The following is a 21,916-nucleotide window of genomic DNA, read 5'->3' as shown; positions in this document are numbered from 1 at the left end:
TCCTCCTACCGGGGTTTTCTTCTCCTAAGCTTTCTAAAGTCCAATACTATATCTGCTCCTCCAAGCAATGATATTACAGTAAGCATCGGGGACAGAATTACAAGGATAAACATGAGTATTCCCCTTGCTATGCTGTTCATTTTAAGCTGAAGCAGGTAATAGTCTGTTACGGCAAGTCCTTGTATGATAAATACCGTCCCTACCAGTACGATCAGGTTCATGAATATCACGTCATAAAATCCTGTATCGAAGGATTTCACGGCGAAAAGTCCGATAAAAACCACCAGCATTCCTACCCCAAAGTTGTTGGGCACTGTAAACCTGTGAAGCCAGGGCATTGGTAGTATGCCTATCCCAAGGGCTCTCAGGAGTCTTACTGAAAAAAGATAATTCAGGTAGCTGACCACGAAGGAAAGCACCATGAGGATTGCCGGAAGGATAAGTATGAGATAGGAATACGCATCTTCAAGCATAGTCCTTGTCTTATCCAGCTCGTAAACACTCATGCCCATTCCCTCGAGCATTTCGAGCTGCATGAATAGGGTCTCCCGGAAGGTCTCCTCCACTTGCTTGACCACACTTGTTCCTGCTGCGTTCCCAAATAGCGCAAATAAGAGCAGCGTACTGGCGAAGAAAACTATTGAGCCCGTGGCAAGAACCTCCAGGGGCCTTCTTCTCTTTCTCATGCTATAGGTCATTCCTACAGCCATTGGGCCAAACATCCCGATTAATACCGATGCACTTGTAAAGTCTGAGACCAATCCAATCACAGCAGCCGTTATTGCCATAAGCAATCCCATGTTGACAAGACCGTGCTTTACTCCGTATATTACAAAGCCCAGTGGAAACAATATCAGCAGGAATGGGAAAAAGTAGATGGCAATAAGTCCTCCAAGAACCTCCATCCCCAGTATCCCTGCGCCTTCAATTATGGGTATCATCCATTTATTGTCCTTGTTCAAGTGTTTCACCCCGTGTTTTTTTAGTGCTTCCTTTGATTATATTATATATTAGAGATGAATGAAAGTATTACATGATCGGAATTACTCTTATCCATAAAAACAAGAAAAGAGAGGTTTCCCTCTCTTAGTCTGCGCTGTAAGGCAGCAATGCCACTTGTCTTGCTCTTTTAACAGCTATTGTAAGCTGTCTTTGGTGCTTGGAGCAGTTTCCTGAAATTCTTCTTGGGAGGATCTTTCCTCTTTCAGTGATGTATTTCTTAAGCTTGCTCACGTCTTTATAGTCTATGTGTGTAGATTTGTCAGCGCAAAAGCTGCACACTCTTTTTCTTGGTTTGAACCTTCTTTGCATCCTTTTCCCCTCCTTAATTAGAATGGAATATCGTCATTGTCGGTTGGGTGGAAGCCATCCATTTCAGGATAATCAAGGCTGTTGTTGTTAAAGCTTGAGGAGGTCTTATTTGTGTTCTCTCCCCACTCAAGGAACTCTACGCTGTTAGCCACCACGTCTGTGGTGAATACTCTCTTTCCGTCCTTGTCGTCGTAGCTGCCAGTCTGAATTCTTCCCTGTATGCCTACCAGCTTACCTTTATTGAGAAAGTTAGCGCAGTTCTCTGCCTGCTTTCCCCAAACGACTATTCTGATGAAATCAGCAGTCGGTTGATTTTTCGATTCCATTTCTTGTTTTTTATCTCGTGAAAGACCTTTGTCAACAGCAATCGTGAACGTGGATACGGGTGTCCCTGAATTTGGAATATATCTTAGTTCAGGATCTTTCGTGAGCCTTCCTATCAATGCAACATTATTCAAGTCATTCACCGTCCTTTGGATTACTCTTCCTCTTTAACGATCATATGTCTCATAATGCCTTCTGATATCTTTGCAATTCTGTCGAACTCCTTAACTACTTCCGGGTTTGACTCGAAGTTGATCAGTACATAGTACCCTTCCGCCAAATCATCGATCAGATATGCAAGCTTTCTCATTCCCCACTCGTCTTGTGTTATTATAGTACCGCCTGTTTCGATGATTCCCTTGAATCTCTCCAAAAGCGCTACTCTTTTTTCTTCCTCGAAATTTGGGTAAAAGATTATCATAGCTTCATATTTTCTCATGTATTTCACCTCCTTATGGACTATCGGCTCTATCCTTATGATAGAGCAAGGAACACTGATGTATTATACCACAGCGGTTTTCGCTTGGCAATAACAATGATACCCTTCTTTACACAAATTTTACAGCGTAAGTAGATTAATTTTAACATAAAAGGCCTATAATAGCATTAAGAAATAATATAAAAGAGGATGATATTATGAGGAGTAAATTTGATCAGGATCTTGAAAAGCTTAATTTTGAACTGACTGAGATGGGAAATCTCATAGAAAGCTCCATTGAAGCTACTGTAACTGCTCTAAAGACACAGGATGTGGAACTGGCGGGGAGGGTCATCGCGGGAGACAAGGAAGTCAACGATATGGAAAGAGCCATCGAGGATCTTTGTCTGAAGCTGATACTTAGACAACAACCTGTTGCAAGAGACCTAAGGCTTATTTCATCAGCCTTAAAAATGATAACGGATATGGAAAGGATAGGCGACCAATCAGCGGACATATCAGAAATCACAATAAGACTTGCCGATCAAACGTATCTTAAAGAGCTTGTTCACATCCCGCAGATGGCAGATGCTACTATAAAGATGGTTAGAGATAGCATTGATGCCTTTGTTAGGAGAGATATCGAGCTTGCAAAAAAAGTTATCTATTACGATGATATCGTCGACGACCTGTTTAGTGTAATAAAGGATGAGCTGATCGGCTCTATCAAAGCAGGTACCGGTTCCAGCGAACAAGCTATTGACCTGATGATGATCGCTAAATATTTTGAAAGAATTGGCGACCATGCGCAAAACATTGCGGAATGGGTATACTTTGCCATAGCAGGTGACCATTTCACAAGGAGTTGATCATATGAAGCTGATATACTGTATTGAGGATGATGAAAGCATAAGAGAGCTGGTTTTATATGCTCTGAGAAATGAGGGTTATAATGCCGTTGGCTTCGAATCCGGTGAAGGGCTTTTTACATCTCCTATCCCTGATCTTGTGCTGCTTGACATCATGCTTCCAGGTGCTGACGGCTACAGTATATTGAAACAGCTTCGTAATGATACCCGAACTCAGGGTGTCCCAGTAATAATGCTGACCTCTAAGACCAGTGAATTTGATAAGGTAAGAGCCCTTGATATGGGTGCTGATGACTATATTGCAAAGCCCTTTGGGGTAATGGAGCTGTTGTCAAGAATAAGGGCAGTCCTTAGAAGAGCTCAACCACGCATTGAAGCTGATGCCATATCTATCGGCGGTGTGAGTCTTGACTACGAGAAGCATTTAGTTACTACAAACGGGAAGGAAATAATTTTAACTCCCAAGGAATTTGATCTGTTGCACTATTTGATGAAGAATCAGGGACTTGTTCTTACCAGAGAAAAGATCATGAATGTGGTTTGGGGCTTTGATTTCGAGGGGGAATCCAGAACAGTAGATGTCCATATAAGGACTCTGAGGATGAAGCTTGGGGATGCGGGTGAATCTGTCCAGACCGTGCGAGGCGTAGGCTACAAGTTTGGAGGTTAATTTATGCAAAACAGGATATATGCATACCTTGCGGTAATAGTTAGCATTGCGATGACCATCACCACTATGGCTATGGCCTTTGTAGTATACGATTTAGCCAGAGGGCCTGGGAGTATAGAAAATCTAAGTTTCTTTGAAGTGCTGATGTCTATGTTGCCTGCTGCAGTCGGTGTTTTGGTTCTGCTTTTGGTAACGCTGTACTTATTGTCTCACAGGCTTGCAGACAGGCTTATGGCTCCCATAAAAAGAATAGCCTCGAGTGTGGAAAGTATATTGTCCGGAAACCCTGTGACTGAGGTATCTATTTATCCTGAGATCAGGCCTTTTGTTGACACTATCGACAGACAAAAGAAGCAGATAGATCTGGCTCTTCATGAGATGAGGGAAGCAGAGAAGGTGAGAAGAGAATTCACTGCCAATGTATCCCATGAGCTCAAAACGCCGCTTACATCTATCATTGGCTATTCAGAAATGTTGCAAAACGGGGTTTCTAATGCAGATGACTCCAAAAAATTTGCAGGGGTCATCCACAAGGAGGGCTCTAGACTTTTAGAGCTTATAGATTCGGTCATAAGTCTCTCAAGGCTTGAGGACTCAAATGCCATTAAGACATTTGAAAGTCTGGAGTTGTATGGTATAGTCCAGGATCTCGTCGAGAAGCTGCGCTTTTCTGCCAAGGAAAAATCTGTGGAGCTATCCGTTGTAGGCTCGCCCATCCAGGTTCGTGGAGACAGGAGAATGGTACAGGATCTTATTTTCAACCTTGTAGACAATGCCATCAAGTACAACCGATTTGGAGGAAGTGTTACAGTAAGCATTTCAGAGGAGGGTACCTATGGAGTGATGAGGGTTACCGATACAGGAATCGGCATTCCAAAGGATGATGTCGAGAGAGTCTTTGAAAGATTCTATAGAGTTGATAAAAGTCGTTCAAAGAAAGTCGAGGGTACTGGCCTTGGTCTTGCGATAGTAAAGCATATAGTAGAGTTCCACGGAGGCAGCGTTCTTCTCGATAGTGAAGTAAACAAGGGGACTACCATAACTGTAAAGCTCCCTAAATAAAGTCGATGAAAATCCGCAGGGCTTAAGCCCTGCGGATAATTTTTAATATAGACTATTTCATAGCTTCCTTTATAACCTGGGCAAGTCGCTTCATTCCCTCAACGATAAGTTCGTCGCTCATGGCTGAGTAGTTAAGTCTCATGCAATGCTCATTTCCTCCATTGGCGAAGAATGAACCTCCCGGTACAAATGCAACATGCTTTTCGAGAGCCTTTACTGCCAAATCTCTGGTGTTGATGTAGTCGGGCAGCTCTACCCATGTGAACAAACCGCCCTGTGGTCTTGTGAACTTCACGCCCTCAGGAAACTCCTCATCCATTACCTTAAGCATAAGATTTCTTCTTCTAAGATAGGTTTCCTTGATCTTTTCTATATGCTCCTCGATATTGTAGTTTTCAAGGAATGTCGCTACCTCGATCTGAGATATGGTGCTTGATTGAAGATCAGCACCTTGCTTGACCAGTATGAATTTGTTCAGGATCTCCGGAGATGCCGCTACCCAACCAAGTCTTAGGCCTGGGCAGAATATCTTTGAGAAGGTTCCAAAGAATATTACTCTTCCCTCTGTGTCATAGTGCTTTATTGCAGGCAATATTTCTCCTTCAAATCTCAGCTCGCCATATGGATTGTCTTCAACTATTACGATGTCATATTTATTAGCAAGCTCAACAAGCTTCTTCCTCTTTTCAGTAGACCACGTTTTTCCTGATGGATTCTGGAAATCTGGTATAACGTAGATATACTTGACATTCTCGGTATTCTTAAGAATTTCTTCAAGCTCCTCCATATTCATTCCATCGTCCTCAAGCTCAATGTCAATAAATTTCGGCTCGTAGGCTTTGAATGCATTGATAGCTCCAAGATAACTTGGTTTTTCAACGATTATAACGTCCCCAGGATTGATGAATATCTTAGCTGCAAAGTCCAGACCTTGCTGTGATCCACTTGTAACAAGAACGTCATTCGCAGTCATATGGACATTTACCTTCTCCATCCTCCTGGCGATAGCTTCTCTCAGCGGCTGATACCCCTCAGTGGGACCATATTGCAGCGCTTTGGAGCCGTGCTTCTCTATTACTTCCTTGCTGATATGTATCATCTCTTCAACTGGGAACAGCTCAGCAGCCGGCAGTCCGCCCGCGAAGGAAATGATTTCAGGTCTTTGGGTCAGTTTAAGTAGCTCTCTGATTTCAGAGGCCTTGATATTTTCCATTCTCTTTGCAAATTTCAATTGCATGGCATACACCTCCATTTTAAATCGGAAAACCTTTTCCCGTCTATACTTATATATTATCACCTTGCATGAGCGCTTGTCTATATCAAAAATTACAAAAATTGAGGGCTGCTGGATATTTTTACCCAGCAGCCGAATTTACAGCACCAGCTCTGCTTTGTCGCTATCTCCAAAGTATCTGTACAGATCATATGGAGAAAATATCCCTTTATCAGTTACCACTCCGCTTACCAGATGTGGTGGTGTGGCATCAAAGGAAGGATAAAATCCTTTTACTCCTTCCATGGCCGTTCTTACTCCCATGGCCTGAAGGACAAAATCAGGATCTCTTTCTTCAATAGTCACTGTTTTTATTGTCTCATGTCCCCTGTCCGGGACTCCCGTTACAAAATACGGGACGCCCATATACTTCGCAACTATAGCTATTTGGAAGGTACCGATCTTATTTACCACGTAGCCATCCATACATATAGCATCAGCAGCCGATGTGAATACATCAACGCCTTTTCTCTCCATAACGAATGCAGGCATGTTATCTGTTATTACTGTAACGTCAAAGCCCTGATCATAAGCTACACTTGCAGTCAGCCTTGCTCCCTGGAAGTACGGCCTTGTCTCGGGAACAAACAGCTTTATGTTCTTTCCTCTGACTTTAGCTTCCCTTAACATCATTCCAACTATTGTTTCTCCGAAGCATTGGGTCATTACTGTACCTTTGTCCGGGAACATGTCCACAAGGTTTTTAGCCACCAGGCCAACTCTTGCATATCTTTCATTCGTTACCTTAATGGTATGCTCGAATATAACCTGATCCAGCTTCTCATCCAGATCAATGGAGGACCTTGCAGCTTCCAGACAGCCATCGACGATAAGCCTCATCCTCTTTGCGGTTGTCGGCCTGGCGCTTGATATTGTGTCAGCCGCTTCATCGAGGAACCTTAGCTTAGCTTCTCTGGCCATATTTCTAGCCTCGTAAGCCGCCAAGGCCATACCCATGCCAGCAGCAAGAAATGGGCCTGCACTCTGGGTTACCATGTCGGCTACTGCCTTAGCCACCTCTTTGTGACTTTCACAAATCTCGAAACTCTTTTGCGCAGGGTAAATCCGTCTGTCCAGGATCCTGACCTTGCCATCCTCATACCAGGCTACGTTGTGATATTGAAGCATAAATGCCAAATCTCTATCCTCTCTATGCATCCTCTACCTCCTACATTGCGCCTACTACCGATGTAATCAACCGTTCCAGCTTATCCTTCGCTTTTCTGCCCTCAAGGTCAACTTCCTCTGTGGTGACCGGTTGGTCGAGAACTCCAGCTGCCATGTTTGTTATCAGAGAAATACCCAGGACCTCCATACCGCAATGAGCAGCAGTGATAGCCTCGGTCACGGTTGACATTCCAACAGCGTCGCCTCCAAGTATCCTCATTGCTCTGATCTCAGCAGGCGTTTCAAACTGCGGGCCTGTAGCGTAGAAATAAACTCCTTCCTTTAGGTCTATTCCTTGTTTCTCGGCCTCAGCTTTAGCGAGCTCTCTGAGGGTCCTGGTGTACATGTTGGAAACGTCAAAGAACCTGGGTCCCAGCTCAGGGATATTTGGTCCTCTTACCGGACTTGCCCCGGTAAGCTTGATGTGATCAGATATTAACATTACATCTCCAGGCTTGTAGTCGGTATTGATCCCACCGGCTGCATTTGTTAGGATCACCTTTTTTACGCCCAATAGCTTAAAAACTCTCATGGGAACCGCAAGCCTCTCAAACTCATATCCTTCGTAGTAGTGGAACCGACCGCTCATGCAAACCACTTTTTTCCCACTTAGGGTCCCTATAAGGAGCTCCCCTGCGTGGGAATCTACGGTAGACATCAAGAAATTAGGTATCTCTTTATACTTGATTATTATTCTATCTTGTATAAGCTCTGATATTCCCCCTAATGAAGAACCGAGAACAAGCCCAAGCCCGATTTCTCCTCCAGCCCGCTCCTGGATATACTCTGCAGATTTCTTGTAATATTCATAGGCATATTTCATCAATTTTCACTTCCCCCTAATAACAAACCTTCCTCAAGTATAGCAGATTAATCCTTAAAATCCATCCCTATAGAGCAAGATTATAGATTTTAAGGACATCCTCTTTTTCAAGGACCTTAAAGGCTCCTATCGGACCCATAAGGACAGCCTTTTCTGACATTAGCTCAAGGTTATCCGTGGGTATGTTTCCTTCAGGGAATGTCCTTGGAAGACCAATTTTAGTCAGGAACTCCTCAAATCTGTTTATGCCCTCTAAGGCAAGCATCTCATTTGATTTGCCTGCATCCGATACTCCGAATACCTTTGTCGCAAAACGGCTGAATCTTTCCGGGTTAGTCCTGTATACGTATTTCATCCATGCTGGGAAGATTATTGCCAGACTGTCTCCGTGGGTAGTTCCATAGAGAGCGCTTAATTGATGGGCTATCCTGTGGCTTGCCCAGTCATCATCCCTGCCAAGGCCTAAAAGACCATTATGGGCTAGTGTCCCTGACAGCATGATCTCTGCTCTTGCATTGTAGTTCTTGGGGTCTTTCTTAAGGATATATGCATTTTTTATAACATTCCTCATGGTGCCTTCGCTGAGCTCATCAGTGAGATTAACGTCCGGAGTGTTTGTAAAGTATCTTTCAAATATGTGTGAAAGTATATCCATGATCCCGGCGAACGTTTGGGTGTCAGGCAAGGTCATTGAATACTCGGGGTCCATTATTGCGAAGGCTGGTCTTAGAAGGTCATCGTCAACTGAGTGCTTAAGCTGTTCTTCCTCATTAGTGATTACACTGCCCATGCTCGTCTCGCTGCCTGTGGCAGGAAGAGTAAGAACTACTCCAACAGGGAGTGCTCTTTCTACCTTGGCCTTCCCCATATAGAAATCCCAGATGTCTATGTCAGTAAGTGCTCCAAGAGCTATTGCCTTTGCTGAATCTATGGCACTTCCGCCGCCTACCGCAAGGACAAGGTCAATATTCTCTTTCTTTGCAAGCTCTATGCCTTCTCTCACAAGCGAAAGCTTCGGATTTGGAGCTACTCCTCCCAGCTCGAAAACCTTTGCTCCAGTCATGTGGAGCTGCTCGATCACATCCTGATACACGCCATTTTTCTTAATGCTTCCTCCACCATAATGAAGTAAGATCCTGTTGTATTTGCCATCTATTATTCGGCTCAGCTTGGAAATGCTTCTTTTACCGAATTTGATCATTGTGGGGGTATAAAAGCTAAAATTCTTCATTATAAAACTCCTCTCTTGATTTGGCTAATTTATGTATACCCAAGCAGAGAGGAGTTATAGTTGCAATTATTGATTCCAGTGCCTTTGATTGTATATCTCGTCGATTATTGTCTTAAGGTTTTTGTCCCTCAGTCTTCCTGTTGTCGACGTATAAATGACTCCACTGTTTTCATATGCGCCGTCACCTATCAACCTTTCGACGAATTCCCTGAATACGCTTAAATCGCTCGATGAAGGTGGATTTTCCTTTAGAGCTGCCACCGCATCCGTAAATATCGATCCTTGGAGTCTCGATGGGTAGAACCTTTTGTCTTTAAGTCTTTCAATTGCCTTATCGTAGTCCTCAAAGTATAAGTCAAGGAAAACAAGTGTGTCCGGTACATAGCTTTCCAGCTTTTCCAGGGCAGCCCTTGCAGCCTTCCAGTCCTTTTTAGCTCTGTGGAACTTGAATTCAATATATTTTGAGTCATCGTTCTTGAGATTATCAAGGGACTCTATGACTTCAAGTACAATCTTCTCATTTTGAATAATCTCCTCAGAGGTCATCTCCTGCAAAATAGTGTTCAATATGTCAGACCTTAAGTCAGATTCCATTATTGAATCTGACAGATCAAAGGCTCTATCTAGGTTCTTTTCCCCTCTCTTCCATCCTAATCCATAAAGCTTTGCCAAGCTTGTTATTGCTTCAACGTCTTCTGGGTCTTCTATAAGAATATCCTCATAGTGCTGGATAGCTTCCGGATAATCCATCCCTGTGACAAGTCTTTGACCTTCCGATAGTTCACCTGGCATTATGACGCTTGGAAGGCTGTCATAATATGTCCTCATCGGGAGACTGCTCGTTATTAGTCCATTGTCCTTTGTATAAGCATTTACAGTTATCGGATACTCGACTCCAGGTAGAAACATCCCGAGAACTGCACCTGGTCCCAGGATCCAGTCATTTCCTTCTCGTGTTAATCCACCGCTGGCATAAAGAAGCTCTGACACCTTGAATCTCGCTGAATCACTTGTAAATCTTATCTCTCCTTCTACAGACTCGATAGCTCTTCTGAAGTATCCGCCTGATTTATTGATGGGGTCTGTAAATACCACAGGCTCAACTGTATAATAAGCCGCTCCGGGAACCTCCTCCCATTGGACAATTAGCTCATCAGAATCCAAATATGTCCCTGGCTGAGGTGACAGGACCTTTATAGTGTTTCTAAATTTGAAATCAACTGTCGTTATACCCTCTCCTACCTCCACATATCCTGGTTCCGTTCTGGAAAAAACCTTGTCTACCAAAATACTTTCCATAGTTCCTACTCCGATATCGTAGAGCCCTTTTTTTAGCCCTATGCTTTTGAAGTGGCCATTTTCATCAGTTATTGCTATATAGCCGTCTCCTCCAGCCCTGAAGCCACCGTCAGCATACTGGAGATAAATCTCTACGAACGCCATTGGCTTTCCTTCAAAGAGGATCCTTCCTTCAATGAAGCCATCTTCACCGATATGTTCGCTCGCTTGTTCAAGCCAAAATTTTCTATCCAAATACGCTCTTGAGCCAAAATATGTGTCTTCCTGTTCCTTCCAGTTACTTTTGCTAAATTCATCATATAGCCTTGTTGCCTCTTCGATATTACCCTGGAATAAAGCTAACTCTCCCCTCATGATTTGCAGCCTTGGATCATTGCTCCCTGCTCTTTCCAAATCTTCTATAATAATCTCAGCCTTTGAAAAATCACGATTGATTGTATGAAGAAATGCTGTGTATATACTACTAATCTCTTTGATTTCAGTAATATTGCTCTTCTCGCCCCATCTGATCAGCTCCTTAAGCTTATCAGGCGATCCTTCGGCGATTGCCATGTCCATCAGCATTCTGTATGATGATATATAATCCTTTAGCTCTGATTTAGATGGATTTTCTCTAAGGTTTAAGTGCAGCACTTCCTCTGCTTTCTCCATTTCCTCCTGTGATACTCCATTTCCTCCTCCCCAGCCCTGGCTGTAGATTACGAACCTGGAATAGTAGTTCACAAGGCTTTCAGCAAAAATTAGCCTGCTGCTTACGGATTTCCTTGTATTTGCATATTTTTCATAATAAAGCTGTGCTTTATCATTATTCCTTGTATACAGGTAATTAGCTATTCCAAGTGTCGCCTGGGGTATGCCCCAGAAGTATAGGATCCCGATAATTAGCATGCCAAGAAGTATAGTTTTTACTTTTACTCTTATCTTCACTTATCTGCCACCTCCCTGTCGTCTCTGATGATTATCTGAGACCCTCCAATATCTATAACCTGGATATTATGGTCCTTGAAGACTCCCTTCGGAAGTATTGATATGACAAGTAAAGCTGCCAAGCCTGCTATTGCCGGTGCCAGGGGAATTTCTATTTCCTTGTTCATAAGCTCTCTGAACTTGACCATCCTGGAGGGCTTTGAGTTTTTAATTATATTATTGATGGTCTCATTGCTTAGAGCTATGCCCTCAGAATCCTCTTCAAAAATATTTTTTATCTCTTGTCCTAATTTATCCACTTTATTCATCGAGCATGCCTCCCCTCAGTAGCTTTCTCCCAGTAGCTTTCTTCCCCTTGAAAGCCTGCTTTTTATAGTACCTTCACTGTCACCGAGTATTTCTGATATTTCTTTTATGGAAAAGTCCTTGAAATAGTAGAGCACCAGAACTTCTCTATAGACTAAGGATAGCTTGTATAGACTTGTTCTTAAGATCTCTCTGTCTATTTCAACAACTATTTTAGATTCCAGATCGTCGCCTACTATCAACTCCTCCTCAAGCGGCAGCAGATCCTCTGATTTTCTCAGCCTGTCTCTTGAAATATTCACTGCTATCCTGTAAAGCCATGTATACAGACTGCTATTCCCTTAAATTCATGGATCCCCTTGAAAACTCTTATAAATGTCTCTTGAACTACATCCTCAGCCTCTTGTCTGTCCTTGAGTATCAGGCAGCAGGTCTGCAGGAGTCTTGAACCATGTTGCTCCACTAAATGTCTGTATGAATCCTCACGGCCTATCTTAAGGCCATCAATAAGCTTTCTGTCTGCCACCATCAACCCTCCTTACTATATAGACGTTATTCCCTGAAAAAGGTTGCATAAAAAAACAAAAAGAGAGAATAGATCCTCTCTTTTATCATAATACTTGTAAATTGCTAATCTATTTATGAACACCTATTTTTATACTTAGTCAGATAGGTTCTTCTGATCATAGTAAAACCGAGATCCCTCGACTACGCTCGGGATGACGTGGTATTAGTTGAATTGTTCACTATTCACTGTTCACTATTCACTGCTCGTGGTTTCCTCCGGTTTCTTGTGGTGGACAATGCTGACCCACTTCTCCCCTTCAAGGATCTTTCTTACCCTCTTCTCGAATTCGATCCTTGTAAGCCATACCTGTCTGTCACAGCCCATGCACCTTAGCTTTATATCGACTCCGGTACGTTGTATCTCCCACTTGTTTTCACCGCAAGGGTGCCCTTTTTTTAAGGTGACCTGATCTCCTACCTGATAATTAAGCATCATGATTCCTTGCCCCCATCCAGAACAACGATTTTTGAATAAGGTATTTCTATATCCTCTCTATTGAAGGCTTCCTTGATCGACTTTCTCAGAGCCCTTTCAACTGCCCATTGCTCCATTGGCTTCGTTTTGGCTACGACTGTAAGAACTACATCCGATCCTCCAAATTCGGTAACTCCAAGCACTGTCGGCCCTTCAATTATATTATCATTTGATTTGGCCAGATCCTCAGAAACCTTTTCCAGAACCTTAATTGCCCGCTCAATATCCTCCTCATAGGCAATGGATATTTTAACCAGGGCTCGCATCGCACCTCTTGTCCTGTTTGTGACTATTTGAACATTGCTGTTTGGGATTATATGAAGCTCTCCTGTAAAGTCTCTTAGCTTTGTTACTCTAACTCCCAGCTCCTCCACTATTCCCTCAAGACCACCTATTTTTACATAGTCTCCGACTGCATACTGATCCTCCAGGAGAATGAAGAAGCCTGTAATTATGTCCTTTACGAGGGATTGTGCGCCAAAGCCTATGGCAAGACCTCCAATCCCTGCAGTTGCGATTATGGAGGTGGTGTTTATGTTGAAAAGATCAAGTGATACTACTATCCCAATAAATACCAGGATGTATTTTACAACCTTCTTGAGGATCTCTGACAGAGTGTTCATCCTTCTGTCATTGATTTGAAGCTTCGTGAGCCTTCTGTTATTCATAGTCTTATCGACAATGTGATTCACAACCCTTGTGATTATGAATATGGCAATGAAGATAACCGCTATAGCTACTGCTTTCCCCAATAGGTTCAAAGACCCTTCCGTGGTTTTAAAGAAATCATCTATAAACTTCCATATCAACTCCATTTTAACCCCCTATTCAAGCATTTCAAGTTTTCTGTTCCCATCCTCGATAACCAGGCTGTAAATCGCCTTTGATCTGAAGTCCCCCTTTGATCTAAACTCCTTTACCCTTTCAATATCATCCTTGATGATCATTATGGAAAGGCCACAGCTCAGAGTTATATCCCTTGGCGTAGGAATGGTCTTTGTTAAAATACCTTGATCCTTCAGATAGGACTCAGCTGCCATTGCGTGGTGTGTTGACTCAAAGGTTATTATTCCATATTCTTCTCTCTTCATAATATCTTATCCTATAGTAATAGTATTATTTGCACCGCTCATTTTTCATAAATAGTGTACATATTTGAGATGATCCCTACTCCAAGCTTTTCCTTGAGTTCGTAAAAATCAAGACAGGTTCCGCATGATACTATCTCAACACCCAGGTTTTCCAGGTACTTCAGGTCATCCAACAACGGGCTGTCATTAACTGTAAGTCTGACGCCGGAGTTGTAGAACAGGATCGCCTCAGGATGAGGTGTTGTTTCCTTTACCGTATAGATGAAGCTCTTCATCAGGATCTTGCCCAGTGCCTCATCACCTTTTCCCATTTGGTCAGACTGGATTACTATTACTGTTCCTTGCCAGAAGGAGCATTTACATTAGAAGCCTCAACAACTCCTGTATCTTCAGATTCTCCCTTTTTTATCGTCACAGCAAAGCTATTTTCACCTAACACCCTCAGTTTCATAGCTTAGCTTAAGGCTTGTCGCCAGCCTTGAAAGGTTTCCACTGCCACCTGATTGTCGACAAGGGTTTTTACCTCCCCCGCTGATATGACGTCAAGCTCTTTTTTTGTCAATATTACAGGTCTTGGACATGCCAGGCCTTTGCATCTATTTCCTTTTTCATTGTTCATCCTCCTGCTCTTTTTCTCAGCATCCTTTATCCTCATTACTGAAACGCCTTCCTCCATGGTGATGATGAGATCGTTGAATTGACTGGTTAATCCCTTGATCCTGCCACCAGTGGAATTGCTGCATATTATCTCTCCATCCCTTAAATGCTTCTATATCTCTATTGCCATACATTATTACATACCTTCCATGATTGTTGGAGCCCTTTGTACTCTATGGGATTAGTCAACTTTTTGATAGTCTGTCCGGTCTTGTCAAGAACCTCAAGGTTATCACCATATAGGACATAGATGTCAGTACCGTCAACAGCAACGTCCTTGATCAAAGGAAAGTCACGCTCCCATTTGATCTCGTTACTCTTAAACAGCTTTATACCCTCATCTGTCAGAATTATACTTCCATTACCATAGGAAAAAGTCTTAAGGATAAGCTCATCCACTACTGAAAAAATAGGTTCCTGTTCATTTTCAGAGTACAGCTTGGATAAAATCTCCCCATCAGCTGTATCTATAACCGAGAATTTAAGCTCTCCCTTTTCATCCTTCCAATACCCTAATGGTATTTCACCGGAATATTCATTTCTAAGCTTTTCAGTTCCGTCAGGGCCGTACACTATTATAGTTTCACCCTTATCATTTTTTAAGTGAACACCCACATCCCCGTCAAGGATTCTCGCGTCAAAGATTTTATCCTCCATATCTATCGTGAATATTTCCTTGCCCTCGGAGTTATATACATAGATCTCTCCTTCTTTATTGAATACCGCGATCCTTCCTCCTTCAATTTTTAGATTGGGTTCGTCAAAAAGGAAGGTTCTCGACCACAGGGTCGCAGAGTTATGATCAAGATATGATATTCTTTCACCATCCCATGAATATATCTCCCATTATGGTAGGTCAGGTCTCCCATGAAATATGACATTTCCACAAATTCATTTTCTCCTCCGGTTATATCGTCCAACAAGCTGACAAGGAGCTTCTGGTTGCCTTCAAAGGAAAGAAGACCGCTGTAAATCCAAACAGTATCAAAAAAATGTTAAGCAATATCCCGGATGACCGTTCATGGCGACTCCCCATTCAAAAATGTCTTGCATTATATAATATCACCTATTTAACTGACAAGCAATTTTCGCTGCTACTCCATCAACATTTCCTTCCACTTCTTACCTGTCTCGGTTGCTGCAAGCCCCGCAACATTTCTAAACCCTTGTTCCACCTCTCTATTCGCTAAGTCGAATTACTCGGATATTTTCTGTTTCTGCTATCGATTTTACTACCTCGTCAGGTTCTCTTTCGAAAAGATTTCTTGCCAACTGTCCTATCCTGACCGGACCGGCTGTATGCGAGCTTGAAGGTCCTATCATAACTGGACCTATTATGTCAAAAATACTTCTATATTTCATATTTATCTCCTCCAGATTCGCTCCTGAGAATATTACCTGATTCAATTATACAATATTGTCATCTCGTGAGTATATGTTTTCTACAGGCTCATCAACCAGTAATTCAAATTGATTTTTTCCGATTTGAGGTGTACAATTATTGCAAATAAACAATAGAGGATGAAAACTGTGAAGAAAAATATGGAGAAAAAAAGAGAAGCCATAAGGGAGAACTATTCTTCAGTTGCAAAGGGGTCAAGCAGCGGTTGTTGTGGCGGAAGCAGTTGCTGTTCAAGCTCAGCTGATCCCAAGGAAATATCAAAACTCCTTGGTTACTCCGAGGATGATCTGGATATGATCCCATCAGGGTCAAATATGGGCTTAGGCTGCGGAAATCCCATTGAGATTGCGAGGATACAGAAGGGAGAGACAGTTCTCGATCTGGGCAGCGGCGGAGGCTTTGACTGTTTTCTTGCAAGCAGGTTTACGGGTTCGGAGGGTCATGTGATCGGGGTCGATATGACTCCTGACATGGTATCGCTTGCCAGGAGGTGTGCTGATGAAGAAGGCTATGAAAACGTTGAGTTCAGACTGGGCGAAATAGAGCATCTTCCAGTCGCAGACTCCTCAGTGGATGTAATAATCTCAAATTGTGTATTAAACCTATCCCTTGATAAAGCTCAGGTCTTCAAGGATGCCTACAGAGTGCTTAGACCTGGCGGAAGACTTGCTATTTCAGATGTTGCAGCTACCTGTGAGCTTCCGGAGGAGATCAAGAACGATCTGTCAATGATTTCAGCTTGCATCGGGGGTGCAATTCACTATAAGGAGTTAGGAAAGCTCATTAGGAAGGCGGGCTTTGATGAAGTAAGACTTAGAGCTAAGAAGAACAGCAAGGATATTGTAAGGGACTGGGCACCTGGAATAAGTCCGGAGGACTACATTACTTCCTTCTATATCCAGGCTGTGAAACCTGTTTAATAAAACAATGTACTTTGTATGGATACTCGGTGGAATATGATATAATAAGTGTATCCATACAATGTCTTTTTTGGGAGTTGAAATTAATGTTTAACTCAGTAAAGCTTGATAAAAAAAACTCTAAACCTATGTACCAGCAGCTCTATGAAGCCATTTCAAAGATGATCGATGAAGATGCACTTGAGGATGATAGACTACCTTCCATAAGAACCCTTGCCAAGAGCCTTGGAGTCAATAACGTAACCGTTGTAACTGCATATAAGGAGCTGGAGAAGGACGGTTATATCTACACCCTAAAAGGCAGCGGGACATTTGTTAAGAAACAGCACTCCGATCAGGATATGTCTTCAGTTGAGGAAGGTGATATAGAGCTTATGCTTTCCGGTATATTTCCTCTTCTAAAAGACAGTATCGACTTTGCCAGCGTATCTCCTATCCCTGATCTGTTCCCTATTGAGGAGTTCAAGCAATCCCTTGTGGAGGTCCTGGACAGGGACAGGGGGGAGGCCTTTCTGTACCCTGAGATCAACGGGTACGGGCCTCTTAGGGAATCAATATCGGGATTTCTTAAGGAGAACTACTCAATTTCAGCATCCAAGGAGCAAATACTTATAACGTCAGGCGGGCAGCAGGGTCTTGATATAATTTCTAAATCCCTTGTTGAAACCGGCGATGTAATTCTTGTTGAAAATCCGACCTACCCTGGCGCATATGCAGCCTTCAAATCAAGAGGCGCAAGGATAATTGGTATCCCTCTCAAGGAGGATGGAATCGATATCGAGGTTTTAAAGCAGAACATTAGAAGATACAAACCAAAATTCATATACCTTATGCCCAATTACCAGAGTCCTACGACAATAAGCTACAGCAGGACTAAAAAAGAAGCTGTTCTTAAGCTTGCTGAGGAATATGGCTTCTATATCATAGAGGATGATTTTCTAACTGACCTCAGCTTTGAGGATGAAAAAAGGGAGCCACTTAAATCTCTTGATAGCAGAGACAGAGTTATTTTTGTAAAGAGCTTCTCAAAGATATTTATGCCTGGGGTGAGGATTGGATTTATGACACTTCCGCCTTTGCTATTCAAGCAGATAATCAAGGCTAAGCATTCAACTGATATTTCATCCTCAGGTTATCTTCAAAGAGCCTTTGATCTTTACCTGAGAAAAGGCTTATGGGTAGGATACATGGGTAAAATCAAAGAAGTCTATAAGGAGAAATACCTAATTATGGCAGAAGGCCTGGACAAGCTGAAGCATGTAGGCCTTGAGTATCATAGACCAGGAGGAGGGCTCAGTCTTTGGGTCAGGATCCCTGAAAGCTGGGATGCAATGGAGCTTTATGAGGAATGCAATAAAAGGAAGCTTGCTATAGTACCCGGTAAGGTATTCTACACGGAGCCTTTGGATAGAGACAGCTTCATAAGGCTTAGCTTTAGTGCCGAGGATCCGGAAAGGATAAGAAAAGGACTGAGTTTATTGGAGGATATTCTCTCAGGAAATGAAGGGGATGAGGTGGACAGATATATGCCTTTCCTATAGAAAAGCAGCCTTGCGGCTGCTTTTTTGTTATATATTGTTTTCGATAAATTTCTTTATCAGACTGCTAAGTTCAACAGGCTTCTCCATAACAACAAGATGTCCTGCGTCTTTAATCAGCTCAAAGCTTGCATTGGGCATCATCGAAGCAATGTCCTTGCCTGATTCAGGGTCGTAGAAGGTGCTTTCAGAACCGTTTACCACAAGAACAGGGATCTCTATCGAAGGAAGAATCGATCGGTAATCCTTACTCATCAGCGATTTCCATACGGAGCTCATTACCTCAGGTCTGTTCCCCGATATCCTCTCAATGGCAAGCTTAAGAGAGCTTTCATCGAGCTTGGGAGACATTTCTCTTACAAACGACTCTGCAAAGCTCATCCAGTCCAGCTCCATCACCCTCAAGTCCTTTATGAACTGTTCCCTTGAGTAATTTCCTTTTAATAGAGTTCCTCTCCACTCCCTTGCAGCCATTACCATAGGTGATGTCTCGATGAATATCAAACCGCTTGATTCTTTATCTCCAAACTGCTTTATGTATTCCATTACAACAGCGCCGCCCATTGACCAGCCTGCAAGTACAGGCTTTTTTATCCCCAGCTTTTCAATAAGCTCCTTGATGTCACTTGCAAAAACATCTATGGATATTTCTGAGCTGGTATCGGATCTTCCGTGACCTCTGAGGTCAACTTCTATGGTGTTATAGCTACTTGAAAGTATTTTGTCTATTACTCTGAAAGAGGAGCCCTCTCCCCCGAAGCCATGAATAAAGACTATTGGAGTGCCCTCACCACGACTGCTGTATTGTATTTTTATATTATCTGAGGTTAGAATATATGCCATAAAAATTACCCCCTTAGTGAAATTATAGCAAATATATAATTAAAATCAAAACAAAAAGCTGCTACCGCAGGATTCGATAGCAGCTTTCCATTCTTTAGGATTAATTGCCTCATAAGACACAGGGAGTACATCTATAGGCGTAGTGTAAAGCATCCTATGACCTTCTTCCGGCAGATATATCCTATTTCTTCATATGGATATATTTTAGCATGTTGAACAGCATTTTATCTCTGTTCTTTATGGCCTCCTCATCCTTTCCGTCGGAATAGTCGTAGAAGCCTTTCTTGGATTTAACTCCAAGCTCTTTGGTATCCATAAGTTTTTTAAGCATCTCTGGAGGCTCCTTCATATCACTCAACTCATTAAACAGGTATGAAGAGATATAGTAGAAGGTGTCAAGACCTCCAAGATCTGCTGTCTGAAGAGGTCCGATTATGGGGTATCTGAAGCCTGGGCCATATCTCATTGCCCTGTCCACATCCTCTATATCGGCTATCCCTTCATCCACTATGTGCAGGGCCTCTCTGAAGGCTGCAAATTGGAGTCTATTGCCTATGAAGCCAGGAGCATCCTTTTGAACTACTACCGGCTCCTTTTCTATTATGGTCAACAGCTCTCTCAGTACAGCTACGGTATCGTCTGAAGTATCATCAGCTCTTATCAGTTCCACCAGCGGGATTATGTGAGGTGGATTCCAGAAATGCATCCCGATGAATCTGGATTTGTTTTCCACAAGCTTTGATATGCCATTTATGCTGAGTCCTGAGGTATTGGTTGCAAAATAAGCATCATTTGTGGCGATGCCCTCTACCTCTTGCCAAAATACCTGCTTGATATCCATCTTCTCAACAATGGCCTCTATGATCAGCTGACAGTCTGCGAAAACCTGTTTGCTGGTGCTATAGGATATAAGGCTAACAGCCTCGCTTGCTTCCTCCGCAGTCATTATTCCTTCCCCTATTAAGCTTTCATTGAATATCTGTACAAGCCTTTTAGATTTCTCCAAATATTCTTCAGCTATATCAGTAACAACTACCTCATAGCCCTTTCTTGCAAATATCTGGGCGATTCCTGAACCCATCGTACCGGCACCTGCGATGCCGATCTTTTTGATGTCCTCAAGTATCATCCGTTTCACCTCCAAATTAGACTATACTTCCATCTGCTTCATGTCTTCAGGGATGATCAGGGTAGCCTCTGTGGCTGCCTGTACCTCTTCCACTGTGAACTCCGGATTGATTTCTCTCAGGACTATGCCTTCCTTTGTAACCTCCATGAACCCCATCTCTGTTACTATATAGTCTACCTGGTGGGCTGCTGTCAGGGGTAGGGTGCACTCTTTAAGGATCTTGGGCGCTCCCTTTGCTGTGTGCTCCATTGCTATGGTTACTTTCTTTGCTCCTGTGACAAGGTCCATTGCTCCTCCCATTCCGGGTACCATTTTCCCTGGGATCATCCAGTTGGCAAGGTTCCCTTTCTCGTCTACCTGGAGGGCTCCAAGGACTGTCATGTCTACATGGCCTCCCCTTATGATGCCAAATGAGGTTGCTGAGTCGAAGAATACTCCGCCGGGTAGGATGGTTACGCATTGGCCTCCTGCATTTACTATGTTCTTGTCTTCTTTGCCTTGCTCCGGTGCCGGACCTACTCCTATGAAGCCGTTTTCTGACTGGAGGAATATGTTGGCTCCTTCAGGAAGGTAGTTTGCTACAAGGGTTGGCATCCCTATCCCCAGGTTTACTACGTCTCCGTCTTTTAGCATTCTTGCTACTCTTTTTGCTATGAATTCTTTTATCATGTTTTTATCCATTAGTTTGCACCTCCATTTACAAGGTGTGTTACGAATATACCGGGGGTGACTACGTGGTTGGGATCCAGTTCTCCTACCTCTACTATTTCTTCTACCTCTGCTATTACTATGTCTGCTGCTGTTGCCATGAGGTGGTTGAAGTTTCTTGTTGCCCCGAAGTATACGAGGTTGCCGAATTTGTCTGCTGTCTGTGCCGCTATTATTGCTATGTCTGCTTTTAGTGGTCTTTCAAGAAGGTATTCTACTCCGTCAAGCTCTATCTTTTGTTTGCCTTCTTCTACTACTGTCCCGACTCCTGTGGGGGTCAGTATTCCTCCAAGGCCTGCCCCTCCTGCTCTTACCTGCTCTGCAAGGGTGCCTTGGGGTATCAGGATGACTTCTGTTTCTTTTTCGTTCATTTGTCTTCCTGTCTCTGGGTTTGTCCCTATATGGGATGCCATTATCTTTTTGAATTGTTTGTTTACTACCATTTTACCTACTCCGAATTCGGGGAAGGAGGTGTCGTTGCAGATCAGGGTCAGGTCTTTTACTCCTTTTTCTACGAGCTTGTCTATTATCCTGTGGGGATTGCCACAGCCCAGAAAACCACCGACCATTATGGTCATGCCGTCTTTTACCATGTCGACTGCCTGCTCCATCGTTATTTGTTTGTGCATTTATTTCCCTCGCTTTCTTGTGTGTATTGGGTTTGACTTTGATGATCCATCATTGGCTGTTTTAGCTCTGAATTGACGATTGACGATTGACAGTTAACAATTCAGGAAGATTCTTCGCTTACGCTCAGAATGACTACTTATATGCCGGGTGGGCACTTTCTGTCATCCTGAACGTGGTGAAGGATCCTTGTTTTCCATTGTTTATTGTTCATTGTTTATTGTTCATTGTTCATTGTTTATTGTTCATTGTTTATTTGGATCCCTCGACTTTCGTTCG

General features: G+C 42.9%; 27 protein-coding genes and 1 pseudogene. 5 read left to right on the top strand and 23 right to left on the bottom strand.

Going from position 1 to position 21,916, the window contains the following annotated elements:
- Positions 1–5 precede the first annotated feature (5 nt).
- The 4 genes from EC328_RS00230 to rpsF form a co-directional block, all read right to left on the bottom strand.
- Complete coding sequence (locus EC328_RS00230; RefSeq protein WP_128424929.1) at positions 6–971, bottom strand: YybS family protein; 966 nt, start codon at positions 969–971, stop codon at positions 6–8.
- A 115-nt stretch (positions 972–1,086) separates the two neighbouring features.
- Positions 1,087–1,311, bottom strand: a complete 225-nt coding sequence (rpsR, locus tag EC328_RS00225; protein ID WP_128424928.1) for a 30S ribosomal protein S18 — start codon at positions 1,309–1,311, stop codon at positions 1,087–1,089.
- 17 nt (positions 1,312–1,328) lie between these two features.
- Positions 1,329–1,769 (bottom strand): single-stranded DNA-binding protein, encoded by a 441-nt coding sequence (locus EC328_RS00220; protein ID WP_128426944.1) that lies wholly within the window; start codon positions 1,767–1,769, stop codon positions 1,329–1,331.
- 20 nt (positions 1,770–1,789) lie between these two features.
- Positions 1,790–2,074 carry a 30S ribosomal protein S6 gene (gene rpsF, locus EC328_RS00215; protein ID WP_128424927.1) on the bottom strand — a complete coding sequence of 95 codons (285 nt, stop codon included), beginning with the start codon at positions 2,072–2,074 and terminating at the stop codon, positions 1,790–1,792.
- 197 nt (positions 2,075–2,271) lie between these two features.
- Between rpsF and phoU the strand changes: the two genes are divergently transcribed.
- The 3 genes from phoU to EC328_RS00200 are packed head-to-tail and all read left to right on the top strand — an operon-like array spanning position 2,272 to position 4,654.
- Positions 2,272–2,922, top strand: coding sequence for a phosphate signaling complex protein PhoU (phoU, locus tag EC328_RS00210; protein WP_128424926.1), 651 nt, complete (start codon positions 2,272–2,274; stop codon positions 2,920–2,922).
- 4 nt (positions 2,923–2,926) lie between these two features.
- Positions 2,927–3,592 (top strand): winged helix-turn-helix domain-containing protein, encoded by a 666-nt coding sequence (locus EC328_RS00205; RefSeq protein ID WP_206363875.1) that lies wholly within the window; start codon positions 2,927–2,929, stop codon positions 3,590–3,592.
- A gap of 3 nt (positions 3,593–3,595) precedes the next feature.
- Entirely contained in the window at positions 3,596–4,654 is a 1,059-nt protein-coding gene (locus tag EC328_RS00200; protein ID WP_128424925.1) for a sensor histidine kinase, read from the top strand.
- A gap of 52 nt (positions 4,655–4,706) precedes the next feature.
- On the opposite strand, the gene EC328_RS00195 is transcribed toward EC328_RS00200, so the two are convergent.
- From EC328_RS00195 to EC328_RS11890, 15 genes and pseudogenes are all read right to left on the bottom strand, one after another.
- Positions 4,707–5,891 (bottom strand): aminotransferase-like domain-containing protein, encoded by a 1,185-nt coding sequence (locus tag EC328_RS00195; RefSeq protein WP_128424924.1) that lies wholly within the window; start codon positions 5,889–5,891, stop codon positions 4,707–4,709.
- 135 nt (positions 5,892–6,026) lie between these two features.
- The gene (locus EC328_RS00190) at positions 6,027–7,085 is read right to left on the bottom strand and encodes an S-methyl-5-thioribose-1-phosphate isomerase (protein ID WP_128424923.1); all 1,059 of its coding nucleotides are present in this window, start codon (positions 7,083–7,085) and stop codon (positions 6,027–6,029) included.
- Between the two features lie 10 nt (positions 7,086–7,095).
- A complete protein-coding gene (locus EC328_RS00185) occupies positions 7,096–7,917 on the bottom strand; it encodes a purine-nucleoside phosphorylase (RefSeq protein ID WP_128424922.1) in 822 nt (273 codons plus the stop codon).
- Positions 7,918–7,984: 67 nt separating this feature from the next.
- Positions 7,985–9,148, bottom strand: coding sequence for an iron-containing alcohol dehydrogenase (locus EC328_RS00180; RefSeq protein WP_128424921.1), 1,164 nt, complete (start codon positions 9,146–9,148; stop codon positions 7,985–7,987).
- Between the two features lie 66 nt (positions 9,149–9,214).
- Positions 9,215–11,374: a hypothetical protein gene (locus EC328_RS00175; RefSeq protein WP_128424920.1), complete on the bottom strand. Its 2,160-nt coding sequence runs from the start codon at positions 11,372–11,374 to the stop codon at positions 9,215–9,217.
- Positions 11,371–11,682: a hypothetical protein gene (locus EC328_RS00170; RefSeq protein ID WP_128424919.1), complete on the bottom strand. Its 312-nt coding sequence runs from the start codon at positions 11,680–11,682 to the stop codon at positions 11,371–11,373. Before EC328_RS00170 ends, EC328_RS00175 begins: the two co-directional genes overlap by 4 nt.
- A 15-nt stretch (positions 11,683–11,697) precedes the next feature.
- A complete protein-coding gene (locus tag EC328_RS00165) occupies positions 11,698–11,982 on the bottom strand; it encodes an RNA polymerase sigma factor (RefSeq protein WP_164905970.1) in 285 nt (94 codons plus the stop codon).
- A gap of 2 nt (positions 11,983–11,984) precedes the next feature.
- Positions 11,985–12,206, bottom strand: coding sequence for an RNA polymerase sigma factor (locus EC328_RS00160; protein WP_164905969.1), 222 nt, complete (start codon positions 12,204–12,206; stop codon positions 11,985–11,987).
- A 234-nt stretch (positions 12,207–12,440) separates the two neighbouring features.
- Positions 12,441–12,680 carry a DUF951 domain-containing protein gene (locus EC328_RS00155; protein ID WP_128426942.1) on the bottom strand — a complete coding sequence of 80 codons (240 nt, stop codon included), beginning with the start codon at positions 12,678–12,680 and terminating at the stop codon, positions 12,441–12,443.
- Positions 12,680–13,537 carry a mechanosensitive ion channel family protein gene (locus EC328_RS00150; protein WP_128424916.1) on the bottom strand — a complete coding sequence of 286 codons (858 nt, stop codon included), beginning with the start codon at positions 13,535–13,537 and terminating at the stop codon, positions 12,680–12,682. The genes EC328_RS00155 and EC328_RS00150 overlap by 1 nt, the downstream gene beginning before the upstream one ends.
- A gap of 9 nt (positions 13,538–13,546) precedes the next feature.
- Complete coding sequence (locus EC328_RS00145) at positions 13,547–13,813, bottom strand: putative Se/S carrier protein (protein WP_128424915.1); 267 nt, start codon at positions 13,811–13,813, stop codon at positions 13,547–13,549.
- Between the two features lie 38 nt (positions 13,814–13,851).
- Positions 13,852–14,124: a sulfurtransferase-like selenium metabolism protein YedF gene (yedF, locus tag EC328_RS00140; RefSeq protein ID WP_128424914.1), complete on the bottom strand. Its 273-nt coding sequence runs from the start codon at positions 14,122–14,124 to the stop codon at positions 13,852–13,854.
- A 143-nt stretch (positions 14,125–14,267) separates the two neighbouring features.
- On the bottom strand, positions 14,268–14,468 hold the full coding sequence (locus EC328_RS00135) for a sulfurtransferase TusA family protein (protein ID WP_206363874.1): 201 nt from the start codon (positions 14,466–14,468) through the stop codon (positions 14,268–14,270).
- A 122-nt stretch (positions 14,469–14,590) separates the two neighbouring features.
- Positions 14,591–15,286, bottom strand: coding sequence for a DUF5711 family protein (locus EC328_RS00130; RefSeq protein WP_276318547.1), 696 nt, complete (start codon positions 15,284–15,286; stop codon positions 14,591–14,593).
- Positions 15,287–15,733: 447 nt separating this feature from the next.
- Positions 15,734–15,832 (bottom strand): annotated as a pseudogene (locus EC328_RS11890) (L-serine ammonia-lyase, iron-sulfur-dependent subunit beta); the annotation flags it as partial.
- Positions 15,833–16,000: 168 nt separating this feature from the next.
- On the opposite strand from EC328_RS11890, the gene arsM reads away from it, so the two are divergent.
- Positions 16,001–16,792 carry an arsenite methyltransferase gene (gene arsM, locus EC328_RS00120; protein WP_206363872.1) on the top strand — a complete coding sequence of 264 codons (792 nt, stop codon included), beginning with the start codon at positions 16,001–16,003 and terminating at the stop codon, positions 16,790–16,792.
- Positions 16,793–16,878: 86 nt separating this feature from the next.
- A complete protein-coding gene (gene pdxR / locus EC328_RS00115; RefSeq protein WP_128424911.1) occupies positions 16,879–18,333 on the top strand; it encodes a MocR-like pyridoxine biosynthesis transcription factor PdxR in 1,455 nt (484 codons plus the stop codon).
- 27 nt (positions 18,334–18,360) lie between these two features.
- Here the strand turns inward: pdxR and EC328_RS00110 are convergent, their stop codons facing one another.
- From EC328_RS00110 to atoD, 4 genes are all read right to left on the bottom strand, one after another.
- Positions 18,361–19,173, bottom strand: a complete 813-nt coding sequence (locus EC328_RS00110; protein ID WP_128424910.1) for an alpha/beta fold hydrolase — start codon at positions 19,171–19,173, stop codon at positions 18,361–18,363.
- A 181-nt stretch (positions 19,174–19,354) separates the two neighbouring features.
- Entirely contained in the window at positions 19,355–20,302 is a 948-nt protein-coding gene (locus tag EC328_RS00105; protein WP_128424909.1) for a 3-hydroxyacyl-CoA dehydrogenase family protein, read from the bottom strand.
- Positions 20,303–20,323: 21 nt separating this feature from the next.
- Positions 20,324–20,983 (bottom strand): 3-oxoacid CoA-transferase subunit B, encoded by a 660-nt coding sequence (locus EC328_RS00100; RefSeq protein ID WP_128424908.1) that lies wholly within the window; start codon positions 20,981–20,983, stop codon positions 20,324–20,326.
- Positions 20,983–21,639 (bottom strand): acetate CoA-transferase subunit alpha, encoded by a 657-nt coding sequence (atoD, locus tag EC328_RS00095; protein WP_128424907.1) that lies wholly within the window; start codon positions 21,637–21,639, stop codon positions 20,983–20,985. Before atoD ends, EC328_RS00100 begins: the two co-directional genes overlap by 1 nt.
- Positions 21,640–21,916: the final 277 nt, after the last annotated feature.

Origin of the sequence: Gudongella oleilytica, assembly GCF_004101785.1 — a bacterium.
Taxonomy (GTDB): Bacteria; Bacillota; Clostridia; order Tissierellales; family Tissierellaceae; genus Gudongella; species Gudongella oleilytica.
This window is presented reverse-complemented; position numbering and strand designations above follow the sequence as displayed.

What these genes read in the sequence shown, in the direction of transcription:
- EC328_RS00145 (WP_128424915.1), bottom strand. Translation starts at nt 13,813, where the DNA reads ATGAAGAGAGAAGAATATGGAATAATAACCTTTGAGTCAACACACCAC.
- EC328_RS00190 (WP_128424923.1), bottom strand. Translation starts at nt 7,085, where the DNA reads ATGCATAGAGAGGATAGAGATTTGGCATTTATGCTTCAATATCACAAC.
- EC328_RS00110 (WP_128424910.1), bottom strand. Translation starts at nt 19,173, where the DNA reads ATGGCATATATTCTAACCTCAGATAATATAAAAATACAATACAGCAGT.
- rpsF (WP_128424927.1), bottom strand. Translation starts at nt 2,074, where the DNA reads ATGAGAAAATATGAAGCTATGATAATCTTTTACCCAAATTTCGAGGAA.
- EC328_RS00185 (WP_128424922.1), bottom strand. Translation starts at nt 7,917, where the DNA reads ATGAAATATGCCTATGAATATTACAAGAAATCTGCAGAGTATATCCAG.
- EC328_RS00200 (WP_128424925.1), top strand. Translation starts at nt 3,596, where the DNA reads ATGCAAAACAGGATATATGCATACCTTGCGGTAATAGTTAGCATTGCG.
- yedF (WP_128424914.1), bottom strand. Translation starts at nt 14,124, where the DNA reads ATGGGAAAAGGTGATGAGGCACTGGGCAAGATCCTGATGAAGAGCTTC.
- EC328_RS00135 (WP_206363874.1), bottom strand. Translation starts at nt 14,468, where the DNA reads ATGAGGATAAAGGATGCTGAGAAAAAGAGCAGGAGGATGAACAATGAA.
- EC328_RS00105 (WP_128424909.1), bottom strand. Translation starts at nt 20,302, where the DNA reads ATGATACTTGAGGACATCAAAAAGATCGGCATCGCAGGTGCCGGTACG.
- EC328_RS00155 (WP_128426942.1), bottom strand. Translation starts at nt 12,680, where the DNA reads ATGCTTAATTATCAGGTAGGAGATCAGGTCACCTTAAAAAAAGGGCAC.
- atoD (WP_128424907.1), bottom strand. Translation starts at nt 21,639, where the DNA reads ATGCACAAACAAATAACGATGGAGCAGGCAGTCGACATGGTAAAAGAC.
- EC328_RS00100 (WP_128424908.1), bottom strand. Translation starts at nt 20,983, where the DNA reads ATGGATAAAAACATGATAAAAGAATTCATAGCAAAAAGAGTAGCAAGA.
- pdxR (WP_128424911.1), top strand. Translation starts at nt 16,879, where the DNA reads ATGTTTAACTCAGTAAAGCTTGATAAAAAAAACTCTAAACCTATGTAC.
- EC328_RS00170 (WP_128424919.1), bottom strand. Translation starts at nt 11,682, where the DNA reads ATGAATAAAGTGGATAAATTAGGACAAGAGATAAAAAATATTTTTGAA.
- EC328_RS00195 (WP_128424924.1), bottom strand. Translation starts at nt 5,891, where the DNA reads ATGCAATTGAAATTTGCAAAGAGAATGGAAAATATCAAGGCCTCTGAA.
- EC328_RS00150 (WP_128424916.1), bottom strand. Translation starts at nt 13,537, where the DNA reads ATGGAGTTGATATGGAAGTTTATAGATGATTTCTTTAAAACCACGGAA.
- EC328_RS00205 (WP_206363875.1), top strand. Translation starts at nt 2,927, where the DNA reads ATGAAGCTGATATACTGTATTGAGGATGATGAAAGCATAAGAGAGCTG.
- EC328_RS00180 (WP_128424921.1), bottom strand. Translation starts at nt 9,148, where the DNA reads ATGAAGAATTTTAGCTTTTATACCCCCACAATGATCAAATTCGGTAAA.
- rpsR (WP_128424928.1), bottom strand. Translation starts at nt 1,311, where the DNA reads ATGCAAAGAAGGTTCAAACCAAGAAAAAGAGTGTGCAGCTTTTGCGCT.
- phoU (WP_128424926.1), top strand. Translation starts at nt 2,272, where the DNA reads ATGAGGAGTAAATTTGATCAGGATCTTGAAAAGCTTAATTTTGAACTG.